We start from the raw sequence: 16,921 nt of genomic DNA on the forward strand, positions 1-16,921 counted from the left end.
TCATCCTTTCCCCCGAACTGGAGACACCCGCATGAGAAAGCGCGCCCTGCTGATGGGCCTGATCGCGATGGGAGCGCTGGGAGCCTGCACCCCGACGATCCGCGTGAAGGTCGATCCGATCAATATCTACGCCAAGCTGGACGCCGACGTCCGGGTGCGGCTGGACAAGGAAGTCCAGACGCTGATCCAGCAAAACCCCAACCTCTTCTAAGGAAAGGAACCGACATGATGCGCAAGACACTGACGGTTCTGGCCATGGGCCTGTCGCTCGCCGCCGCTGGCACGGGCGCCGCCCTGGCCCAATCCGCCGCCGCCAAGGCCGCCGTCGACGCCGCCAAGGCCGCCGGAACCGTGGGCGAGCAGGCCGACGGCTTCCTCGGCATCGTGGCCGGCGGCGACGCCGCCCTGCGAGCCTCGGTCGCCGAGATCAACACCGGCCGCGCCGCCGCCTACAAGGACATCGCCGCCAAGACCGGCGTGACTCCGGAGGCGGCCGGCCAGGCCACCGCCAAGCAGCTCTACAGCCGCCTGGCGCCCGGCCAGTACTGGAAGCCGCTGGATGGCGGCTGGATGAAGAAGTAGGCGACGATCAAGTCCTCCCCCTGAAGGGGGAGGTGATCGCAAAGCGATCGGAGGGGGAAGTCGGCGGACTCATTGCGGCCTTCCCCCTCCGGCCTGCCGGCCGCCTCCCCCATCGGGGGAGGATCTCCTGACTGGAACCGCCGCGTCCGGTTCCCTAAGAACGGCCTCATGGCCGCCCCGCTCAAATCCCTGACGCCCTACGCCGCTCTGTTCGCCGCGATCATCACGCTGTGCGTCGGCACGTCGTTCGCCAAGCAGCTGTTCCCGCTGGTCGGCGCCCAGGGCACGACGGCCTATCGGGTCGGCTTTTCGGCGCTGTTGCTGCTGGCGGTCTGGCGGCCCTGGCGACATCCGCTGAGCCGCGCCGACCTGACGGCGGTCGCCCTGTACGGCGCCGTGATGGGGCTGATGAATCTCAGCTTCTACATGGCCCTGCGCACCATCCCCCTGGGTCTGGCCATCGCCATCGAATTCACCGGGCCGCTGGCCCTGGCCCTGATCCATTCGCGCAAGCTGGTGCATTTCATCTGGATCGGCCTTGCGGCCGCGGGCCTGCTGCTGCTTCTGCCGCTGAAACCCGGCGCTGGGGCCCTCGACCCGGTCGGCGTGGGCTTCGCGGCGACGGCGGCGGTGCTGTGGGCGCTGTATATCGTGCTGGGCAAGCGCACCGGCCACATGCACGCCGGCCGCACCGTGGCCCTGGGCATGAGCACGGCGGCCCTGATCGTGGCCCCGATCGGCCTGGCCTCGGCCGGCGCCGAGCTCTTCCATCCCCGCGTGCTGATGCTGGGTCTGGTGGTGGCGGTGCTGTCCAGCGCCATCCCCTATTCGCTGGAGATGGTGGCCCTGAAGGGCATTCCCAAACGCAGCTTCGGGGTGATGCTCAGCGCCGAGCCGGCAGTCGGGGCCCTGGCCGGGCTGCTGATGCTGGGCGAGCGCCTGGCGCCGCTGCAGTGGCTGGCCATCGGCTGCATCATCGCCGCCTCGGCCGGGACGATCCTGACGACGCCGGCCGAAGTCGAGCCCGCGCCCTAACCGCCCCGCGCCACGAACCAGCCGTTGCGGAAGCCCTGATCGGCCTTGCCATAGACGAACGCCCCGCCGTCCGGCGTGGTGAACCGGCCGCCGGCCGCGATCAGGATCGCGTGGCCCGCCGCCGTGTCCCACTCCATGGTTGGGCCATGGCGCGGATAGATGTCGGCCGAGCCCTCGGCGATGCGGCACATCTTGATCGAGCTATCCATCGCCGTGCGCAGGTCAAAGCCGTACTGCGCCGCCAGTTCGGCCGCGCGCTCTTCCTTCAGGGTGTGACTGACCAGGGCCACGGCCTCGCCCTTGGGCCAGGCGCGGACCGACACCGGCGCATCCGGGCCGCCGGGCGCCAGGCGCTTGAGCACGCCGTCGGACGTCGTGAACCAGGCCTCGCCGGTGGCCGGGGCCACAATGGCGCCCGCCACGGGGACGCCATTCTCGATCAGGCCGATATTGACCGTGAAATTGGGATCGCCGCGCACGAAGGCCTTGGTGCCGTCGACCGGATCGACCAGGAAAAAGCGCGGACCAATGTCCTCGGGCGCGCCAAACTCGCTGGCGTCTTCCTCGGAGACGGTCGGCACGCCGGGGAAGACCTCGGCCAGACGCTTCAGGATCAGGATCTCGCCGGCCTTGTCCGCCTCGGTCACCGGGCTGGAATCGGCCTTCTGGACCACGTCCAGCTCGGTCCGCCAGAACGGCAGGATGACCGTGGCGGCCTCCTCGCAGATCTCGGCCAGGGCGCGGCCCCAGTCGGCGAGAGGCTGGGCAGCCAGAGGCAGGTCGGAAACGCTCATTCAGGATCCTCTCACTACGACCCCCGGGGGTCATCGCCGACATAGACGAGCGTCACGCGCTGGGCGTCGATCATCTGCTTGCCGGCGTCTTCGAAATTGACGGTCACGCGATGGCCGATCACCGACTGCACCTGTCCCAGACCCCAGTCGGGCTGGTCGGGATGGCGCACCAGGACGCCAGGTTCGAGAAACGGATCCATAACGCAGCTCTGATAAGCCGCGCCTTCAGTTTGCCAAAGCCTCAAATCACGCCAGAGTCCGCGCCCATGACCGACACGCCCTCGCAGCCCGCCCCGAGCCTTCCCGTTGACGTCAACGGACCCGACTTCGCCGCGATGCTGGCGGCGCGCCTGTGTCACGACTTCATCAGTCCGGCCAGCGCCATCGTTTCGGGCCTGGACCTGCTGGAAGACCCCTCCGCCCAGGACATGCGCGAAGACGCCATGAGCCTGATCGCCTCGTCGGCCCGCAAGCTGGCCGACCTGCTGCAGTTCTGCCGCGTGGCCTTCGGCGCGTCGGCCTCGGCCGAGGCCTTCGACTCGCGCGAGCTGGAAAAGCTGGCCCAGGGCGTGTTCGATCACGTTCGACCCACGATGGTCTGGGCCATCGACTCGCAGCCGATCAACAAGGCCGCGGCCCGGGCCCTGCTCAACATCGCTCAGCTGTCGGCCAGCGCCCTGCCCGCCGGCGGCGTCGCCACCCTGAAGGGCGTCACCGCCGAGGGCCGGTTCCTGATCACCGCCGATTCGGTCGGCCCCCGCGCCCGCCTGCGGCCCGAGGTGCTGGCCGGCTTGCGCGGCGAGGCCCTGTCCGAAGGCCTGGGCGGCCCCTGGGTGCAGGCGGCCTATCTGCACGCCCTGGTGCGCGCGGCCGGCGGCCAGGTCGCCGTCGAGGCGGGCGAGGATCGCATCAGCCTGGCCTGCTGGGTCCCTGCCTAAACCACCCACCGGAAAATCGCCGGTTCATCGTTAAGACACACGGCTCCTTAACCTAGACGCCCGACGATGGGCGCCTGGGATTGGAGCATGCCGTGAAGACCTGTCTGGTGGTCGACGACAGCCGGGTGATCCGCAAGGTCGCCCGCCGGGTCCTCGAGGACATCGGCTTTGAGATCGCCGAGGCCGCCGATGGCATGGAGGCCCTCGCGTGGTGTCGCGCCGCCATGCCCGATGCTGTCCTGCTCGACTGGAACATGCCCGTGATGAACGGCATCGAGTTCCTGCGCCAGCTGCGCAGCGAACCGGGCGGCGACGCGCCGACCGTGGTGTTCTGCACCGTCGAGAACGACGTCGAGCACATCCGCACCGCCCTCGAGGCCGGCGCCAACGAATACATCATGAAGCCGTTCGACGGCGAGATCATCGCGGCGAAGTTCGCCGAGGCGGGCCTGCTTTGACCCCCGAAGACATGGAACTGCTGGCCGCCCTGGGCCGCGCCCGCGCCGGCCTCGCGGTCGATGTCGACAAGACCTACGTTGTCGAGAGCCGGCTCTCGCCGCTGGCCCGGCGCGAGGGCTTCGACTCGATCGAGGCCCTGATCGCCACCCTGCGGTCCAAGCGCGAAGAGCGCCTGATCTGGGCGGTCGTCGAGGCCCTGACCTTCAACGAGACCAGCTTCTTCCGCGACCGCGAGGTGTTCGCCCATCTTCGCGACACCGTCCTGCCGGCCCTGTCGAAGACCCGCCGCGACCAACCGATCCGGATCTGGAGCGCCGCCTGCTCGACCGGCCAGGAGGTCTATTCCCTGGCCATGGCCTCGGGCGACAGCCGCGACGTCGAGCCGGGCGCGAAATTCGAATTCTTCGGCTCCGACCTGTCGGAGCGCTGTCTGGAAAAGGCCCAGAGCGGCCTCTACACCCAGTTCGAGATCCAGCGCGGCCTGCCCATCCAGCAACTGGTCAAGCATTTCGCCAATCAGGACGACACCTGGGAAATCTCGCCGCGCATCCGCCAGTCGGTGCGCTGGAAGCGGATCAACCTGCTCAGCGACCTGTCGCCGATGGGCCGGTTCGACGTGATCCTGCTGCGTCATGTGCTGGAGGGCATGGAGCCTTCGCTGCACGGGCGGGTCATCGAAAGCCTGGCCGCGCGCCTGGCCGACGACGGCGTGCTGGTGCTGAGCCCGGACGACCAGATGACCGGCGCCGCCGCGTCGCTGTTTTCGGCCAGCGACCAGCCCGGCGTCTTCGTCCGCAGCGCGGTCGCCCAGGAAGAAGCCGCGGCCTAGGCCTGAGCCTTGCGTCGCGGCGCGACCGGGCGCCAGCGCTTCAGACCTTCCATCATCCGCGCGCCCAGTCCGGGGGCGTCGGGCGACAGGGCCGCGAAGGCCGTTGCCAGCTTGCCATACAGCAGCAGGGACGAGCCCGACCCGTAGATCGCCTCGCGGACGCCCAGGGCGTCGATCACCGTGCGCGCCACCTTGCGATAGGGCACGGCTGTCAGGTCGTGGCGCAGCGGGGTGCGGCAGTCGGAAAAATCCGGCGCCAGGCCGGTTTCGGCGCGGATCACGGCCTCGACCTGCCGGGCATAGTCGGGATCGCGCCCTAGGCGGTCGACATCCACGATCAGGTCGGCGCGCGGAAGGGCGCTGAGATAGGACAGCAGATAGACGGCCATGAAGGCGGTGAAGGACACCTCCGCCGAGGCCCGCTTGAGGCGCCGGCGCACGGCGGCGATGCGCTCGGCGAGGGTTCCGCGCGCCGGAAAGCACCGACCCAGCAGGGCCTCGGCGACGCCTTCCCGGCCGGGCGCTTCCGACAGGATCACGTACTGGCACATCTCGAAATAGGTCGGGCGCGGCCGCCGGCGCAGGGAATAGAACGACATCCACTGCTGCACCGGGTCGCGGATCAGCACGATGTGGAAGCCGCCGAAGCGGCGTTTCAGCCAGTCGATGCGGCCCAGCGTCCGGCAACAGGCCAGCACCGGCGCCTCGCCCGCCGCCCGCGCCGAGGCGATCAGGCCCTCGACATAGGCCTGCTGCCGGGGATCCTCCTCTTCGGCGTCGAGGAAATAGCGATCCAGGGCGAAGCGGTCCTCGTAGCCGGCCACGCCGCCGGCCGGGTCGAGCACCGGCGCGAACTCCGCCAGATAGGGCCGCGATCCGCCCGGATGGCGCAGGCCGCTGTTGTCGGGCGTGGCCAGAGGCAGGGTGTCGGCGGTCAGCCCGGCCAGCTGTTCGTGCCAGGGCTCATAATAGGCGCGGACGCCCGGCAGCGCGCGAAAGCGGCTCCAGACATAGGTGCTGGAGCAGCGCCAGCCGCTATGGACGAAGACGGCGGCCTTGGGCGGGTGCGACACGGGGAACGAACCTCATCGACGGAGGCTCGCACTGTCGGGGCGTGATTTTGCGTCGCGATCTCAGACTGTATTGAAACCGGCCCCGCAGGTTTGCAGTCTTTGCGACATGTTGCGTCGGTGACGCACAACCGCGCCGCCGGTTGCCGGGCCGAAACCCGGACAAGCAAAAGCCCGCCGGTCGGTGGGACCGGCGGGCTCGCTACAGACCGTGAGGTCTGACTAGTTCTTGGCGTCCTGGGCGGTCTCGGTGACGGCCTTGCCGGCCGAGGAGACGTCCTTGCCGGCGCCTTCGACGGTGTTGCAGGCGGCGACGGAAAGGCTGGCGGCGATGGCGGCCAGGATGATCAACTTGCGCATGGTGTTCTCCGGTGTTTGGGCCCGATGGGCATGGAACCTGTTCGCTTCAGACAACGCCTCCGGCGAAGCTAGGTTCCGGCCAAGGGTGGCGCTTGCGGAGTCGGGAAAATCAGCCGCACCAGCAGGCCGCCGTGGGGGCTGGTCTCAAAGCTCACCTTGCCGCGAAGCTGGCGGGCGAAGGCGTTCATCAGGGTGCGGCCGACGCCGTCGCCCGGACCCTGGTTGGCCCCCGGGCCGTCGTCGCCGATCGACAGTTCGGCCTCTTCGCCGCGCACGGCGAAGTTCACCGACAGCACTCCGCCACGGTCGGCGAACGCATGTTTCTGGGCGTTGGTGATGGCCTCGACCGCGAACAGGGCGATGGGGGCGAGGCGGTCGGGATCGATGACCAGGGGGTCGGCGTGAACCTCGGTGCGCACCGCGCCGGAGCTCGAGATCTCGCCGGCCAGAAGCTGGGCGATCAGCTCTTCCAGAAAGGGCCGCAGGTCGACGCGCTTGAGGTCGGGGCCCTGATAGAGGGCGCGATAGATCTGGGCCAGGGCGGTGATGCGCTGGCGGGTGTCGTTCATCGCCGCCTTGGCCGCCGGATCGGTCAGGGCCCGCTGCTGCATGTTGAGCAGCGAGGTGATGATCTGCAGATTGTTCTTCACCCGGTGATGGATCTCGCGCATCAGCGCGTCCTTCTCGGCCAGGCTGTCCATCAGCGACGCGTCGCGAGCCACGATCGCGCCGGCCATGTCGTCGAGGGTGGCGGCCAGCTCGCGGATCTCGGGCGGGGCGCGCTCGGCCTGCAGGGGTCGGACGGTGAAGCGGCCGCGGGCATAGATCGCCGCCACGCGCTGCAGATAGATGATCCAGCGGATCACCGCCCGCTCGGCGGCGTACAGCACCGCGCCCAGGGCCAGGCCAAAGGCCAGCAACGGCAGGATCAGGCGCGAGATCGGGTTGATCCAGGCCCAGGACAGCAGGCCAGGCGACGGCGCCGACAGCAGAACAAAGACGCCGCTCTCGGTCAGCGGGGCGGCGGAATAGACCCGGCTGCGGTTCTGGCGATCCTTGCCCGACCACAGCACGGCCCCGCGCGCCTGGGCCACGGAGCGCCAGCCCGGGGGCGGGGTGTCGAAGGCGCCCGATTCGGTGGAGGCGAAGACCGCGCCGTGCGAGTCGGCCAGGGCGATCTCGGCGCCTTCGGGCATGAAGCGGTTGGCGGTTTCCAGACGCAGGCTGCGCAGGGTCAGCACCGCGACCATGGCGCCGTCGAACTTGTCGCCGGCCCCGTTGGCCCGGACGGCGGCCAGGACCGCAGGTTCGGTCGCATAGACCGCGCCCGGCGCGCTGGCCACCACCAGGTCGGACCCCGCCGCCAGCTCGCGGAACCACAGCCGTCCGGCGCGTGTGGGGTCAGGCGGAGTGGTCGCGGCGGCGCAGACCACGCGGCCGCGGGAGTCGAACCGGACCAGATTGGCGTAGCCCGGCAGGCGGGCCCGCACATCGGCCAGACGCTGGGCGCATTCCAGGCCCACCGAGCCCGGACCGAGCGTCTGGAGAAGAACGCCGGCCGCCTCGATCCGCGCGCGGGCGATGGCCGCGCTCCGCCCGGCCGCCAGTTCCAGGCTCTGGCGGCGCAGATCGGCCTCGGCGCGGAACGCAAAGATCGACTGCAGGCCGCCCAGCAACAGCACCGGCAGCAGGGCGACGAACAGCGCCGCAGCCAGGCGGACGCGGATTGACGTGACAGCCTCCGCGCCCCGGCTTTTGAAAGGTCTCACCGCTGGGAGCTCAGGCGCTCCGCGTCGGCCAGGATCGAACCCATCGCATCGCCCGCCGACCGGCCGTCGCGGTCGTAGGCGCCGGCTTCCAGGATCGCCTGCAGCGCGCGTCGGGCGCGGCTGACGCGGCTTTTGACGGTGCCCACAGCGCAGCCGCAGATCACGGCGGCTTCTTCGTAGGCGAAGCCACCGGCTCCGACGAGGATCAGGGCTTCACGCTGTTCAGCCGGCAACATGCCCAGGCTCATGCGCAGCTCGTCGAGCGCGACAGGGGCCTCAGGGTCGTCCACGGCGACCAGCGTGCGCTCGGCCGCTTCCTGGTCCAGCTGGCTCTGGCGCCAGGACCGGCGCTTTTCCGAATAGAACTGATTGCGCAGGATCATGAAGGTCCAGGCCTTCATGTTGGTGCCCAGCTGGAAGCTGGCGCGCGCGTCCCACGCCTTCATCATGGCGTCCTGCGCCAGATCGTCGGCCGCGGTCGGATCGCCCGTCAGGGTGCGAGCGAAGGCGCGAAGATGCGGGATCAGCGTGACAAGCTCGCGCTTGAACGCATTGTCGCGCGGCGGGTCAAACGGCGAACGGCCGACCTGAGTCTCGGTGTCCGTCATGCTCATTCCTCGCCCGCCGGCTTTTCAGCCTTGCGCAGGATTTCAAGGAATTCGTCGGGCACCGCCTCGTTGACGACCTCGTCGAACATCTGGCGCAGTTTTACGCCAATGGCCTGCTGGCGCAGACGGGCTTCGTCGAGCGCCGCGGCGCCTTTACGGTGATCTTCCATGGGTACGTGTTCGATCATGTCCTCGACGCCGATATAACGCAGCGCCCGCCCCCTTTGGCCGAATGTGTTCCTGCCAGACGACAACGCGGTTTTCCGTATCGGGTTCCAAAATCTTGAGCATAGAATGGCAAAATTCTGCAATCGGCGGAACCGGCTTCAAAAGGCGGCGTTAAACACCCTGATCGAATGGCGCAGCTTGGCCATTGGATCGCGTTTTTAACGAAGACACCGCATCGGGAGGGGTCATGAGTCTTCTTGCTCGGCTGGCGCCGCATCTGCCTTACATCCGTCGCTACGCCCGCGCCCTCACTGGCGATCAGAACACCGGCGACCACTATGTCCGGGTCGCACTCGAGGCGCTTGCCGCCGGCGAGCGCTCCCTGGACGCCGACCTGTCGCCCCGCGTCGCGCTTTATCGCGTCTTCCATGCGATCTGGCTTTCCTCCGGCGCTCAGCTTGAAGCGCGCCCTGAAGACAGCGGTTCAGCCGCCGACGACGCCACGCAACGCCTGATGCGCATCGCTCCGCGCTCGCGTCAGGCTTTCCTGCTCACCGCCCTGGAAGGCTTCACGCCGACCGAGGCCGCCCAGATCCTCGATTGCGAGTTCGGCGACGTCGAACGCCTGATCTCCGAGGCCCAGACCGAAATCGACGCCGAACTGGCCACCACCGTGCTCATCATCGAGGACGAACCGGTCATCGCCGCCGATATCGAGGCCCTGGTCCGCGAGCTGGGCCACGAGGTCACCGACATCGCCGCCACCCGCGGCGAGGCCATCGAGGCGGTGGCCCGCAAGACGCCGGGTCTCGTCCTGGCCGATATCCAGCTGGCCGACGGCTCGTCGGGCATCGATGCGGTCAAGGACATCCTGGCCCGCCTCGACGTGCCGGTGATCTTCATCACCGCCTTCCCCGAACGCCTGCTGACCGGCGAGCGTCCGGAACCGACCTTCCTGATCACCAAGCCCTTCCAGCCGGAAACGGTGAAGGCGGCGATCGGCCAGGCGCTGTTCTTCCATCCCAGGCGCACCCGCAAGGCCGCCTGATCCAGCCGCCCGAAACGTCAACGGCCGCCCGAGAGGGCGGCCGTTTCCGTATGGGTGTCGGTTTGGTTGGAAAGCAGATCAGCCGGCGGGCGTCTGGCGGGCCGGGCTCTGCTGAGTGTCGTAGCGGCCGGCCTCGGCCGGGGTCTTGGCGCCGTTATTGTGCTCGACGCCGGTCAGATCGCCCGAGCGGAAGCCCCAGGCGCCGAACAGCGCGATGGCGGCCAGAACCGTCGAAACGATCATGATCCAGAAGACGTGCTGTCCCCACCGGCCCTGACGCGCGCGCGTGGCGTTCAGGCGGGTGGCGGGTTGAGGAATGTCGGCGGGCATGTCGCTCTCCTTCAGAGTGTCACTGGGCGGTCGCGAGCATCTCGACGGGCATCGAGTGGGCATTGAAGGTCTGGACAAGCCCAGCCGACGCGGCCACCACCGCGATCACCAACAACGCCATCAGCCGCGTCCGGGCTGTTCTCTGGCGCCGGGTCGGCGCCGCGTAGAAAACCGTTCCGCCATGTTCGGCCTGATAGCTCCGGATCATGACGCGCCCTCATTGTTCGAAGACGGCCCGCTTGGCCGTCACGGAAACAACGTCCGCGGCCTCCCGGCGTTCCCTCCGGTGGGTCAGGCGGGGCCTTCAGCGCCCTGGCGAAAAATAATCGCGCCGGGTCGGAACCGGGGTTCGAGGATCGCGTTTTCTCTTTGCGGAGGCGGCGACGCCCCCCCGACTTGAGGTTGGCGCAAGCCAGCCTGCTGCCTCCGCACCCCCCCTTCCAGATATGACGTCCAGGCGGACCGCCACGCGGCCCGCCCTTCTGTCGTGCGAACGGTTTCGGCAAAAAGCCCGCCCCGGGTCAGACCGAAGGCGGGCCTTGTCTGACGATCCGCCGCAGGCTCAGGGCTTGCTGATCTCGAAGACAATATCAGCCCGGCGACGCAACGGAGCCGAAGCGCCCGCTCTGGTCGTGGCGCCGGCGTCCCCGGCGGCGGCGACATCGAACTCCACCTGGGAAAAGCCCGCCCGGCTCAGGGCGCGGGTCACAGACTCCGCGCGTCGCCGCGACAGATCCATATTGACGTCCGCTGCGCCGACCGCATCGGCCAGACCCATGACGCGGGCCTTGTCGACCCTGCAGCCACGCGTCATCGCCCCGGCGCTTTTCAGCACCGACCGCGCCTCGCGCGTGACCCTGGCCTCGTCGCGCTCGAAATAGATCGAGACCTGGAAATTCGCGCAGGCCGGCGGCAGCGCCTCGATCGAGGCGCGGGTCGGCCTCCACGGCGCGGACGCGCAGCCCGCGAGCATCAGTCCGGCGCCGAGCGCCGCCACGGTGATCTTGAGGGTCATAACGCCTCCCCTTTTCCTGAACATGCAAAGGGGCGACCGACATCCGTCGGCCGCCCCTTGGGTTTTCATCGGCGTGATCGCGCCCTAGCGGGGACGACCGTCTTCCCAGAAGTAACGACCGCTGCGGGAGTCGTAGTAGTAATAGCGACCCGCGCGTTCGTCGTAATACTGGCGGCGGTTGACCTCGTTCGCGCCGCAGCCGCCATCTTCGCGGCAGCCCTTGACGGCGCCGGCGGTGCCGCCGATGGCCGCGCCGATCGCGGCCCCCGTGCTGGCGCTGCCGCTGCCGACATTGTTGCCGATCACGGCGCCCGCCAGAGCGCCCAAGGCCGCGCCGCCAGCCGCGTTACGTTCAACATTGCCGGTCGAGGTGCAGGCCGTGGCCAGCAAACCGACACCCAGCAGGGCGATCATCGTCTTGTTCATTGTGGCTCTCCCATCGAGCTGTCCCGGTCTGGCTAACGGCCGGCGCTATCCAAGGTTCCGCCGCCGGGGGCGGAACCCCAGAAAAGCTTGGCCGTTAGGGCGTGTGTCAATCAAGTGGGGTAGCCAGTGCGGCGCGTAGAGATCATCGCCAATATCGCTTCCGGATCGGTCGGCGCCGATGCGCCGGCCATCGCCGAACGGATCCTGGCCGAACACGGCGTCGCGGGTACCGTGCACACGCCAGGCGCCGACCTGACGGCCTGCCTGCGAAGCGTCATCGATTCCGACCCGGACGCGGTGTTCATCATCGCCGGCGACGGCACGGCGCGGGCCGCCGCCGAGATGTCGGGCCCCGACGGCCCGCCCATCGCGCCCCTGCCGGGCGGCACCATGAACATGCTGCCGCGCGCCTTCTATGGCGAGCGGTCCTGGCCCGAGGCCATGGAAGCCTGCCTGACGCAAGGCGCGCCGCGCATGGTGTCGGGCGGTGAAGTGGCCGGACGCCTGTTCTTCGTCGCCGCCATCCTGGGCAGCCCGGCCCTGTGGGCCGACGCGCGTGAAGCGGCCCGGGCGGGAAAGATCCGCCTGACCGCCCTGCGCACGCAACGCGCGTTTCGACAGGCCTTTTCCGGCCGGCTGCGCTTTACGTTGGATGGCCGCCCCAAGCAGAAGACCGAGGCCCTGACCCTGATGTGCCCCTTGGTCTCCACCGTGCTGGACGAGGACGAGCGGGCGCTCGAGGCGGCGGCGCTGGACCCGTCCAACGCCATCGAGATTTTCCGTCTCGGCGTCAGCGCGCTGAGCGGGACCTGGCGCGACGATCCCTCGGTCAGCATGGGCCGCTGCCGGGTGGGCCGGGTATGGGCCGCGGGGCGGATTCCGGCCATTCTCGACGGCGAGCCCATGCGCCTTGAACCCGAGGTCCAGATCCGCTTTCGCCCCAAGGCCTTCCGCGCCTTCGCCCTGCCCGAGCAGTCATGACTTTCAAGATCATCCAGGTCTCGGACATCCATTTCGGCGGCGAGAACCAGGCGGCGACCGAGGCGGCGCTGGCCCGGTTTCATCTGGAAAAGCCCGACCTCTTGGTGGCGGCCGGCGACCTGACCCGCGATGGCGTTGTGTCCGAGTTCGACGCGGCCAGGGCCTGGATGGACCGCGCGCCGACGCCCCTGTTCACCACGCCGGGCAATCACGACACCCCCTATGTGGGCCCCGGGGAGCTGCTGGAGCGGTTCATCGCCCCGTGGCGGCGCTATGAGGCGCGGTTTGGTCCGGCCGACGGCGGCGTCTGGCGGGCGCCGGGCGTGTCGGTGTTTGGCGTCAATACCGCCCGCCGGGCGCAGCTGCGCTGGAACTGGTCGAAGGGCGCGATCTCGAGCCGCCAGATCCGCCGCCTGGAAGGCCAGCTGGCCGCCGCCGCGCCGGGCGACGCCAGGATCGTGGTCTGCCACCACCCCCTGATGGAGCTGACCGGCGAGCCGATGACCAGCGAGGTGCATGGCGGAACGCGCGCCGCCAGCAGCCTGTCGACGGCGGGCGCCGATCTTGTCCTGTCAGGCCATATCCACACGCCCTTCGTGGCGCCCTACGCGTTCGGCGACGGCCAGACGCGGGCGGTTGTGTCGGGCACCCTGTCGGTGCGCGAGCGCGGCGTTCCGCCCAGTTTCAACATCATCGAGATCGACCCCACCGAGATCCGCGTGACGGCCATGGCCTTCGAGCGGGTCGAATTCGTCGTGTGGCGCACCTGGGCCTTCGACCGACGCCCCGTAGCCTGAAACGCAAAACGGCGCGGCTTTCGCCGCGCCGTCTGAACGTCGTAACCCGATCGGCTATTGCGGAGCCGGATAGCGCCAGGCCTCGCCCGCGCCCTTGGCGGCGGCGAACTGGGTGTCGGCCAGGCTCCAGTTGGCCAGGGTGTCGAACCAGGCTTCCAGGAAGCCCTTCCGGTTGTTCTGGTGATCCAGATAGTAGGCGTGTTCCCAGACGTCGCAGACCAGCAGCGGCGTCACGCCGTCGTGGGTGACGGTGGTGGCCGCGTCGTGGGTCGAGATCACCTTCAGCTTGCCGCCCTCGGCGACCAGCCAGACCCAGCCCGAGGCGAAGTGGCCGACGCCCTCGGTGACGAAGGCGGTCTTCAGCGACGCCAGGTCGCCAAAGGCTTCGTTGATCGCGGCGGCCAGGTCGGCGCCGGGCGCGGTCTTTTCCGGGCTCATGGCGTCCCAGAAGAAGGCGTGGTTCCAGGCCTGGGCGGCGTTGTTGAAGACCTTGCCCGGGGCGGCGGTCTTGATGACCTCTTCCAGCGAGCCCTTGTCGTCGCCGTTCAACAGGCCGTTGAGGGCCGTGACATAGGCGGCGTGGTGCTTGTCATGGTGGAAATGCAGGGTGTTGGCCGAAACGGTCGGCTCCAGCGCCTCATAGGCGTAGGGAAGCTCGGGCAGGATATACATGCTGACTCCATGGGAAGGCGTTCCCTGGAGGGGGAGGACGGGAACGCAAAGGACAACGGGGATCTAGCGCGGCGGTTGCCGCGGTTCCATGAAGGCTTTGAAAACAGCCGCCGTGAGGGTCGGGTTTTTCAGCGCGAAGATGCCGGCGGCCAGACCGGCGCCGATCGACAGCAGCGGCCGGTCCCGGACGATGCCGACGATCTTTTCCGTCAGCCCCAGGGCGTCTGGCGTCGCGGCGTGACCGGGCGCCTGGCGGTGCTCGACCTTGCGCGCGGCCAGCAGGCCCGCGATCGCGACAATCAGCGCAGCGACCGCGGCGACGACAGCGGCCGCTCCGGCGTCGCCCAGATGGACCTGGACCACGGCGTACAGCGCGAAGGCCGCGGCGAACACGCCGACGGCTGCCGCGGCCGCAATGGCCGCCGCAGCCGCGAGCGTCATCAGGGTCTTTTCGAAGATCACCGGTCGTTGTTGCGGTTGCCGGCGATCAGCAGGCCGATCAGCACGCCGACGCCGAGCCCGGCGAGGGTGGCGGTCAGCGGGCGTTCGCGCACGCGCTCGGTCACATAGCGCTGGGCGTCGTCCAGCTGCTGGCCGGCGGTGTCGGTATAGGTGCGGCTCTGGGCGCGCAGGGTGTCAAAGCCCTCGGCGACCGATTTCTCGACGCGCTTGGCGGCCTCGGCCAGCGAGGCCTTGGCGGCCGTCGCGGCTTCCACGAAGCTGCGCTCGGCGTGTTCGACGCCGGCTGCGGCGGCGGTCTTGACCTTCTCGGCGTCTTTCGCGGCGGTCTTCAGGACATCAGTAGGCATGGTCATCTCCGGTTCGCGACGCGGCCAACAGAGCGGGCTGGCGATCTAGCTAAGCCCGGTCAACGCGGAGCCCCGCCGAGCGGTTCCATAATAGCGTGCGGCTCGAAGCTTCACCACAGCGGAATTCGCATCGGCACTCGCGCCTGACGCGAAGCGAGTCTATGGTCGAAATATGGTGGATCCTCTTTCCGCGCACGACGCCGACAAGGAAGCCGTCCGGCTTCGCGCCACCAAGGCGTTGAAGGCCTTCGACCGTACCGGAGAAGACCCACAGTTCACGCGGCTGATTCGCCTGGCCGCCCATCAGTTCCGCGCGCCGCGCGCCGGGCTGTGGCTGATCGGCGCCGCCCGCTTGCACTGCAAGGCCAGCTTCGGCGGCGACGGCGGCGTGATCCCTCGCCCCGGCTCGCTGGCTGACCTGATGATCGCCCTGGGCGAGCCGCTGATCTGCGGGAACGCGTGCGCCGATGCGCGGCTGGCGACGCTTTCGCTGAAGGACGGCGGCTTCCTGGCCTGCGCGCCGCTGGTCGATCCCGATGGCCAGGTGGTGGGTCTTCTGATCGTTCAGGACCCCCAACCCAGGACGGCAATCGATCCCGAGGCCCGCCAGACCCTGTCCGATCTGGCCGCCCTGGCCATGGAAGCGCTGCTGCGCGAAAGAGCCGCCGGAGACCCCGTCGTCCGCACGCTGGACAGCGAGCGTCTGGCTCTGGCCATCGGCGCGGCCAGCCTGGGCGAGTTCGAATGGGATCGCGCGCTCGACATCTACCGGATCAGCCCGCGCCTCGCCCGGATCGCCCACCTGCCCGCCGGCGAGATTCCGGCCGAGGATGGCCAGTCGCTGTTTCGCTATGTCCACATCGAGGATCGCGCCAGGATCCAGCGCGACGTCGACGCCCAGCTGCGCAAGCGCGGCCGCTATGAGGTGGAGTTCCGCCGCAACCCCGACGAGAAGGGCCGCATTCAGTGGAATCGCGCCGCCGGCGTGATGACCCTGGACGAGCAGGGCGAACCGACCCGCCTGATCGGCGTGATGCAGGACATCACCGACCGCAAGCAGCAGGACGAGCAGCGCGAGAGCCTGCTGGCCGAGCTGGACCACCGCATCAAGAACCTGCTGGCGGTCGTCCAGTCGGTCGCCGCGCAATCGGCCCGCAAGTCGTCGTCGCTGGACGTGTTCCTCAAGACCTTCGCCGGCCGGCTGAAATCGATGAGCTCGGCCCATGACCTGCTCAGCGCCGCCCGCTGGCGCGGCGCCACCCTTGCCCGGATCGCCGCCGCCGAACTGGGCGGGCTGGCCCCCACCCAGACGCGCTGGGATGGTCCCGAACTGTTCCTGACCCCGCGCGCGGCCTCGGCCCTGTCGCTGACCCTGCACGAGCTGGCCGTCAACGCCGTGAAGTTCGGCGCCCTGTCGACCGAGAACGGCAAGGTCGAGGTCGTCTGGCGGCGCACGCCCGAGGGCGGCTTCGCGCTGGAATGGCTGGAAACCGGCGGCCCGCCGGCGACCGAACCGACCAAGCGCGGCTTCGGCGCGACCTTGATCGAGGATGTGGTCGGACGCGAGCTGGGCGGGCGGGTCCGCATGGAATACAGGCGCGGCGGACTCAGCGCCCTGATCCAGGCCGCGCCGGAGGCCCTGGCCGACGGGCCGCCGCCCGAGCCTGAAAAAGCCGCGCCCGAGCGGATCGTCGAGACCCTGATCGCCGCCGACGAAAACATCCGCCCCGGCGCCATCGCCGGCCTGAGGGTGCTGATCGTCGAGGACTCCCTGCTGCTGGCCCTGGAGCTGGAAGCGGGCCTGGAGGACGCCGGGGTCGTGGTGGTGGGCTGCGCCGCTGAACTGAGCGAGGCCCTGTCGATGCTGGATCAGGCGTTCGACGTGGCCGTTCTGGACGCCGATCTCAACGGCCAGTCGGTCGCCCCGGTGGCCGAGATCCTGCGTCGCGAAGGCCGGCCGTTCGTGTTCGCCACCGGCTATGCCGACAAGGCCGCGCCCATGGGCTTTGACGCGCCGATCGTCCGCAAGCCGTACAATGTGCACCAGATCGCCCGGGCGATCGCGGACGTGACGGGGCGGAACTAGGCCTTTCGATTCCGCTCTTCCCGGCGAAGGCCGGGACCCAGATCGAACCCAGACAGGCTGCCGACCCTGACGAGGCCGGTGGCGCATCCACTCCAAAGGCTCAGGCTGAACCTGGGCCCCGGCGTTGGCTTCGCCGCCCTACGGG

Annotated in this window: 24 protein-coding genes; 10 read left to right on the forward strand and 14 right to left on the reverse strand. The window is 69.1% G+C overall.

What is annotated here, in order from left to right:
- Nucleotides 1–31 precede the first annotated feature (31 nt).
- The 3 genes from ACW17V_RS19005 (at nt 32) to ACW17V_RS19015 (ending at nt 1,617) form a co-directional block, all read left to right on the forward strand.
- Nucleotides 32–211 (forward strand): YnbE family lipoprotein, encoded by a 180-nt coding sequence (locus ACW17V_RS19005; protein WP_419319176.1) that lies wholly within the window; start codon nt 32–34, stop codon nt 209–211.
- Between the two features lie 14 nt (nt 212–225).
- Nucleotides 226–582 carry a YdbL family probable chaperone protein gene (locus tag ACW17V_RS19010; protein ID WP_492106593.1) on the forward strand — a complete coding sequence of 119 codons (357 nt, stop codon included), beginning with the start codon at nt 226–228 and terminating at the stop codon, nt 580–582.
- A 168-nt stretch (nt 583–750) separates the two neighbouring features.
- Nucleotides 751–1,617, forward strand: coding sequence for an EamA family transporter (locus tag ACW17V_RS19015; protein ID WP_492106594.1), 867 nt, complete (start codon nt 751–753; stop codon nt 1,615–1,617).
- On the opposite strand, the gene cysQ is transcribed toward ACW17V_RS19015, so the two are convergent.
- Both cysQ and ACW17V_RS19025 read right to left on the reverse strand, forming a co-directional pair.
- The gene (cysQ, locus tag ACW17V_RS19020) at nt 1,614–2,411 is read right to left on the reverse strand and encodes a 3'(2'),5'-bisphosphate nucleotidase CysQ (protein WP_492106595.1); all 798 of its coding nucleotides are present in this window, start codon (nt 2,409–2,411) and stop codon (nt 1,614–1,616) included. The two genes, ACW17V_RS19015 and cysQ, sit on opposite strands and share 4 nt — an antisense overlap.
- Nucleotides 2,412–2,425: 14 nt before the next feature.
- Nucleotides 2,426–2,611 (reverse strand): DUF3553 domain-containing protein, encoded by a 186-nt coding sequence (locus ACW17V_RS19025; protein WP_492106596.1) that lies wholly within the window; start codon nt 2,609–2,611, stop codon nt 2,426–2,428.
- Nucleotides 2,612–2,677: 66 nt separating this feature from the next.
- Between ACW17V_RS19025 and chpT the strand changes: the two genes are divergently transcribed.
- The 3 genes from chpT to ACW17V_RS19040 all read left to right on the forward strand — a co-directional run bounded on the left by chpT (nt 2,678) and on the right by ACW17V_RS19040 (nt 4,637).
- Nucleotides 2,678–3,349, forward strand: a complete 672-nt coding sequence (gene chpT / locus ACW17V_RS19030; RefSeq protein ID WP_492106597.1) for a histidine phosphotransferase ChpT — start codon at nt 2,678–2,680, stop codon at nt 3,347–3,349.
- 80 nt (nt 3,350–3,429) lie between these two features.
- Nucleotides 3,430–3,807: a response regulator gene (locus ACW17V_RS19035; RefSeq protein ID WP_492106598.1), complete on the forward strand. Its 378-nt coding sequence runs from the start codon at nt 3,430–3,432 to the stop codon at nt 3,805–3,807.
- Nucleotides 3,804–4,637 (forward strand): CheR family methyltransferase, encoded by an 834-nt coding sequence (locus ACW17V_RS19040; protein WP_492106599.1) that lies wholly within the window; start codon nt 3,804–3,806, stop codon nt 4,635–4,637. The genes ACW17V_RS19035 and ACW17V_RS19040 overlap by 4 nt, the downstream gene beginning before the upstream one ends.
- On the opposite strand, the gene ACW17V_RS19045 is transcribed toward ACW17V_RS19040, so the two are convergent.
- The 5 genes from ACW17V_RS19045 to nepR all read right to left on the reverse strand — a co-directional run bounded on the left by ACW17V_RS19045 (nt 4,634) and on the right by nepR (nt 8,632).
- Entirely contained in the window at nt 4,634–5,710 is a 1,077-nt protein-coding gene (locus ACW17V_RS19045) for a hypothetical protein (protein WP_492106600.1), read from the reverse strand. The genes ACW17V_RS19040 and ACW17V_RS19045 overlap by 4 nt on opposite strands.
- Before the next feature lie 219 nt (nt 5,711–5,929).
- On the reverse strand, nt 5,930–6,067 hold the full coding sequence (locus ACW17V_RS19050) for an entericidin A/B family lipoprotein (protein WP_492106601.1): 138 nt from the start codon (nt 6,065–6,067) through the stop codon (nt 5,930–5,932).
- Nucleotides 6,068–6,135: 68 nt separating this feature from the next.
- Complete coding sequence (phyK, locus tag ACW17V_RS19055) at nt 6,136–7,836, reverse strand: sensor histidine kinase PhyK (protein ID WP_492106602.1); 1,701 nt, start codon at nt 7,834–7,836, stop codon at nt 6,136–6,138.
- On the reverse strand, nt 7,833–8,444 hold the full coding sequence (locus ACW17V_RS19060) for a sigma-70 family RNA polymerase sigma factor (protein ID WP_492106603.1): 612 nt from the start codon (nt 8,442–8,444) through the stop codon (nt 7,833–7,835). Before ACW17V_RS19060 ends, phyK begins: the two co-directional genes overlap by 4 nt.
- A 2-nt stretch (nt 8,445–8,446) precedes the next feature.
- Nucleotides 8,447–8,632: an anti-sigma T factor NepR gene (nepR, locus tag ACW17V_RS19065; protein ID WP_492106604.1), complete on the reverse strand. Its 186-nt coding sequence runs from the start codon at nt 8,630–8,632 to the stop codon at nt 8,447–8,449.
- Nucleotides 8,633–8,859: 227 nt separating this feature from the next.
- Here nepR and phyR point away from each other — a divergent pair, with 227 nt between their 5' ends.
- Nucleotides 8,860–9,660, forward strand: a complete 801-nt coding sequence (phyR, locus tag ACW17V_RS19070; RefSeq protein ID WP_492106605.1) for an anti-anti sigma factor/receiver protein PhyR — start codon at nt 8,860–8,862, stop codon at nt 9,658–9,660.
- Between the two features lie 78 nt (nt 9,661–9,738).
- On the opposite strand, the gene ACW17V_RS19075 is transcribed toward phyR, so the two are convergent.
- The 4 genes from ACW17V_RS19075 to ACW17V_RS19090 all read right to left on the reverse strand — a co-directional run bounded on the left by ACW17V_RS19075 (nt 9,739) and on the right by ACW17V_RS19090 (nt 11,431).
- Nucleotides 9,739–9,990 (reverse strand): hypothetical protein, encoded by a 252-nt coding sequence (locus tag ACW17V_RS19075; protein ID WP_492106606.1) that lies wholly within the window; start codon nt 9,988–9,990, stop codon nt 9,739–9,741.
- Between the two features lie 19 nt (nt 9,991–10,009).
- On the reverse strand, nt 10,010–10,198 hold the full coding sequence (locus ACW17V_RS19080) for a hypothetical protein (protein ID WP_492106607.1): 189 nt from the start codon (nt 10,196–10,198) through the stop codon (nt 10,010–10,012).
- A gap of 354 nt (nt 10,199–10,552) precedes the next feature.
- Entirely contained in the window at nt 10,553–11,005 is a 453-nt protein-coding gene (locus tag ACW17V_RS19085; protein ID WP_492106608.1) for an OmpA family protein, read from the reverse strand.
- 84 nt (nt 11,006–11,089) lie between these two features.
- Nucleotides 11,090–11,431, reverse strand: a complete 342-nt coding sequence (locus ACW17V_RS19090) for a YMGG-like glycine zipper-containing protein (protein WP_492106609.1) — start codon at nt 11,429–11,431, stop codon at nt 11,090–11,092.
- Nucleotides 11,432–11,557: 126 nt separating this feature from the next.
- On the opposite strand from ACW17V_RS19090, the gene ACW17V_RS19095 reads away from it, so the two are divergent.
- Both ACW17V_RS19095 and ACW17V_RS19100 read left to right on the forward strand, forming a co-directional pair.
- Entirely contained in the window at nt 11,558–12,412 is an 855-nt protein-coding gene (locus ACW17V_RS19095; RefSeq protein WP_492106610.1) for a diacylglycerol/lipid kinase family protein, read from the forward strand.
- Nucleotides 12,409–13,209: a metallophosphoesterase family protein gene (locus tag ACW17V_RS19100; RefSeq protein ID WP_492106611.1), complete on the forward strand. Its 801-nt coding sequence runs from the start codon at nt 12,409–12,411 to the stop codon at nt 13,207–13,209. The genes ACW17V_RS19095 and ACW17V_RS19100 overlap by 4 nt, the downstream gene beginning before the upstream one ends.
- A gap of 54 nt (nt 13,210–13,263) precedes the next feature.
- Here ACW17V_RS19100 and ACW17V_RS19105 read toward each other — a convergent pair whose 3' ends face one another.
- The 3 genes from ACW17V_RS19105 to ACW17V_RS19115 all read right to left on the reverse strand — a co-directional run bounded on the left by ACW17V_RS19105 (nt 13,264) and on the right by ACW17V_RS19115 (nt 14,690).
- A complete protein-coding gene (locus ACW17V_RS19105) occupies nt 13,264–13,881 on the reverse strand; it encodes a superoxide dismutase (protein ID WP_492106612.1) in 618 nt (205 codons plus the stop codon).
- Between the two features lie 63 nt (nt 13,882–13,944).
- The gene (locus ACW17V_RS19110; RefSeq protein WP_492106613.1) at nt 13,945–14,343 is read right to left on the reverse strand and encodes a hypothetical protein; all 399 of its coding nucleotides are present in this window, start codon (nt 14,341–14,343) and stop codon (nt 13,945–13,947) included.
- A complete protein-coding gene (locus tag ACW17V_RS19115; protein WP_492106614.1) occupies nt 14,340–14,690 on the reverse strand; it encodes a hypothetical protein in 351 nt (116 codons plus the stop codon). The genes ACW17V_RS19110 and ACW17V_RS19115 overlap by 4 nt, the downstream gene beginning before the upstream one ends.
- A 172-nt stretch (nt 14,691–14,862) precedes the next feature.
- Here ACW17V_RS19115 and ACW17V_RS19120 point away from each other — a divergent pair, with 172 nt between their 5' ends.
- Nucleotides 14,863–16,776, forward strand: a complete 1,914-nt coding sequence (locus ACW17V_RS19120) for an HWE histidine kinase domain-containing protein (protein WP_492106615.1) — start codon at nt 14,863–14,865, stop codon at nt 16,774–16,776.
- Nucleotides 16,777–16,921 lie beyond the last annotated feature (145 nt).

The sequence above is a fragment of the Caulobacter sp. FV2ye17ST genome (genome assembly GCF_058680955.1).

What these genes read in the sequence shown, in the direction of transcription:
- chpT (WP_492106597.1), top strand. Translation starts at nt 2,678, where the DNA reads ATGACCGACACGCCCTCGCAGCCCGCCCCGAGCCTTCCCGTTGACGTC.
- ACW17V_RS19080 (WP_492106607.1), bottom strand. Translation starts at nt 10,198, where the DNA reads ATGATCCGGAGCTATCAGGCCGAACATGGCGGAACGGTTTTCTACGCG.
- ACW17V_RS19115 (WP_492106614.1), bottom strand. Translation starts at nt 14,690, where the DNA reads ATGCCTACTGATGTCCTGAAGACCGCCGCGAAAGACGCCGAGAAGGTC.
- cysQ (WP_492106595.1), bottom strand. Translation starts at nt 2,411, where the DNA reads ATGAGCGTTTCCGACCTGCCTCTGGCTGCCCAGCCTCTCGCCGACTGG.
- ACW17V_RS19010 (WP_492106593.1), top strand. Translation starts at nt 226, where the DNA reads ATGATGCGCAAGACACTGACGGTTCTGGCCATGGGCCTGTCGCTCGCC.
- ACW17V_RS19090 (WP_492106609.1), bottom strand. Translation starts at nt 11,431, where the DNA reads ATGAACAAGACGATGATCGCCCTGCTGGGTGTCGGTTTGCTGGCCACG.
- ACW17V_RS19015 (WP_492106594.1), top strand. Translation starts at nt 751, where the DNA reads ATGGCCGCCCCGCTCAAATCCCTGACGCCCTACGCCGCTCTGTTCGCC.
- ACW17V_RS19050 (WP_492106601.1), bottom strand. Translation starts at nt 6,067, where the DNA reads ATGCGCAAGTTGATCATCCTGGCCGCCATCGCCGCCAGCCTTTCCGTC.
- phyR (WP_492106605.1), top strand. Translation starts at nt 8,860, where the DNA reads ATGAGTCTTCTTGCTCGGCTGGCGCCGCATCTGCCTTACATCCGTCGC.
- ACW17V_RS19005 (WP_419319176.1), top strand. Translation starts at nt 32, where the DNA reads ATGAGAAAGCGCGCCCTGCTGATGGGCCTGATCGCGATGGGAGCGCTG.
- ACW17V_RS19105 (WP_492106612.1), bottom strand. Translation starts at nt 13,881, where the DNA reads ATGTATATCCTGCCCGAGCTTCCCTACGCCTATGAGGCGCTGGAGCCG.
- ACW17V_RS19100 (WP_492106611.1), top strand. Translation starts at nt 12,409, where the DNA reads ATGACTTTCAAGATCATCCAGGTCTCGGACATCCATTTCGGCGGCGAG.
- ACW17V_RS19075 (WP_492106606.1), bottom strand. Translation starts at nt 9,990, where the DNA reads ATGCCCGCCGACATTCCTCAACCCGCCACCCGCCTGAACGCCACGCGC.
- nepR (WP_492106604.1), bottom strand. Translation starts at nt 8,632, where the DNA reads ATGATCGAACACGTACCCATGGAAGATCACCGTAAAGGCGCCGCGGCG.
- ACW17V_RS19060 (WP_492106603.1), bottom strand. Translation starts at nt 8,444, where the DNA reads ATGACGGACACCGAGACTCAGGTCGGCCGTTCGCCGTTTGACCCGCCG.
- ACW17V_RS19025 (WP_492106596.1), bottom strand. Translation starts at nt 2,611, where the DNA reads ATGGATCCGTTTCTCGAACCTGGCGTCCTGGTGCGCCATCCCGACCAG.
- ACW17V_RS19120 (WP_492106615.1), top strand. Translation starts at nt 14,863, where the DNA reads ATGGTGGATCCTCTTTCCGCGCACGACGCCGACAAGGAAGCCGTCCGG.
- ACW17V_RS19085 (WP_492106608.1), bottom strand. Translation starts at nt 11,005, where the DNA reads ATGACCCTCAAGATCACCGTGGCGGCGCTCGGCGCCGGACTGATGCTC.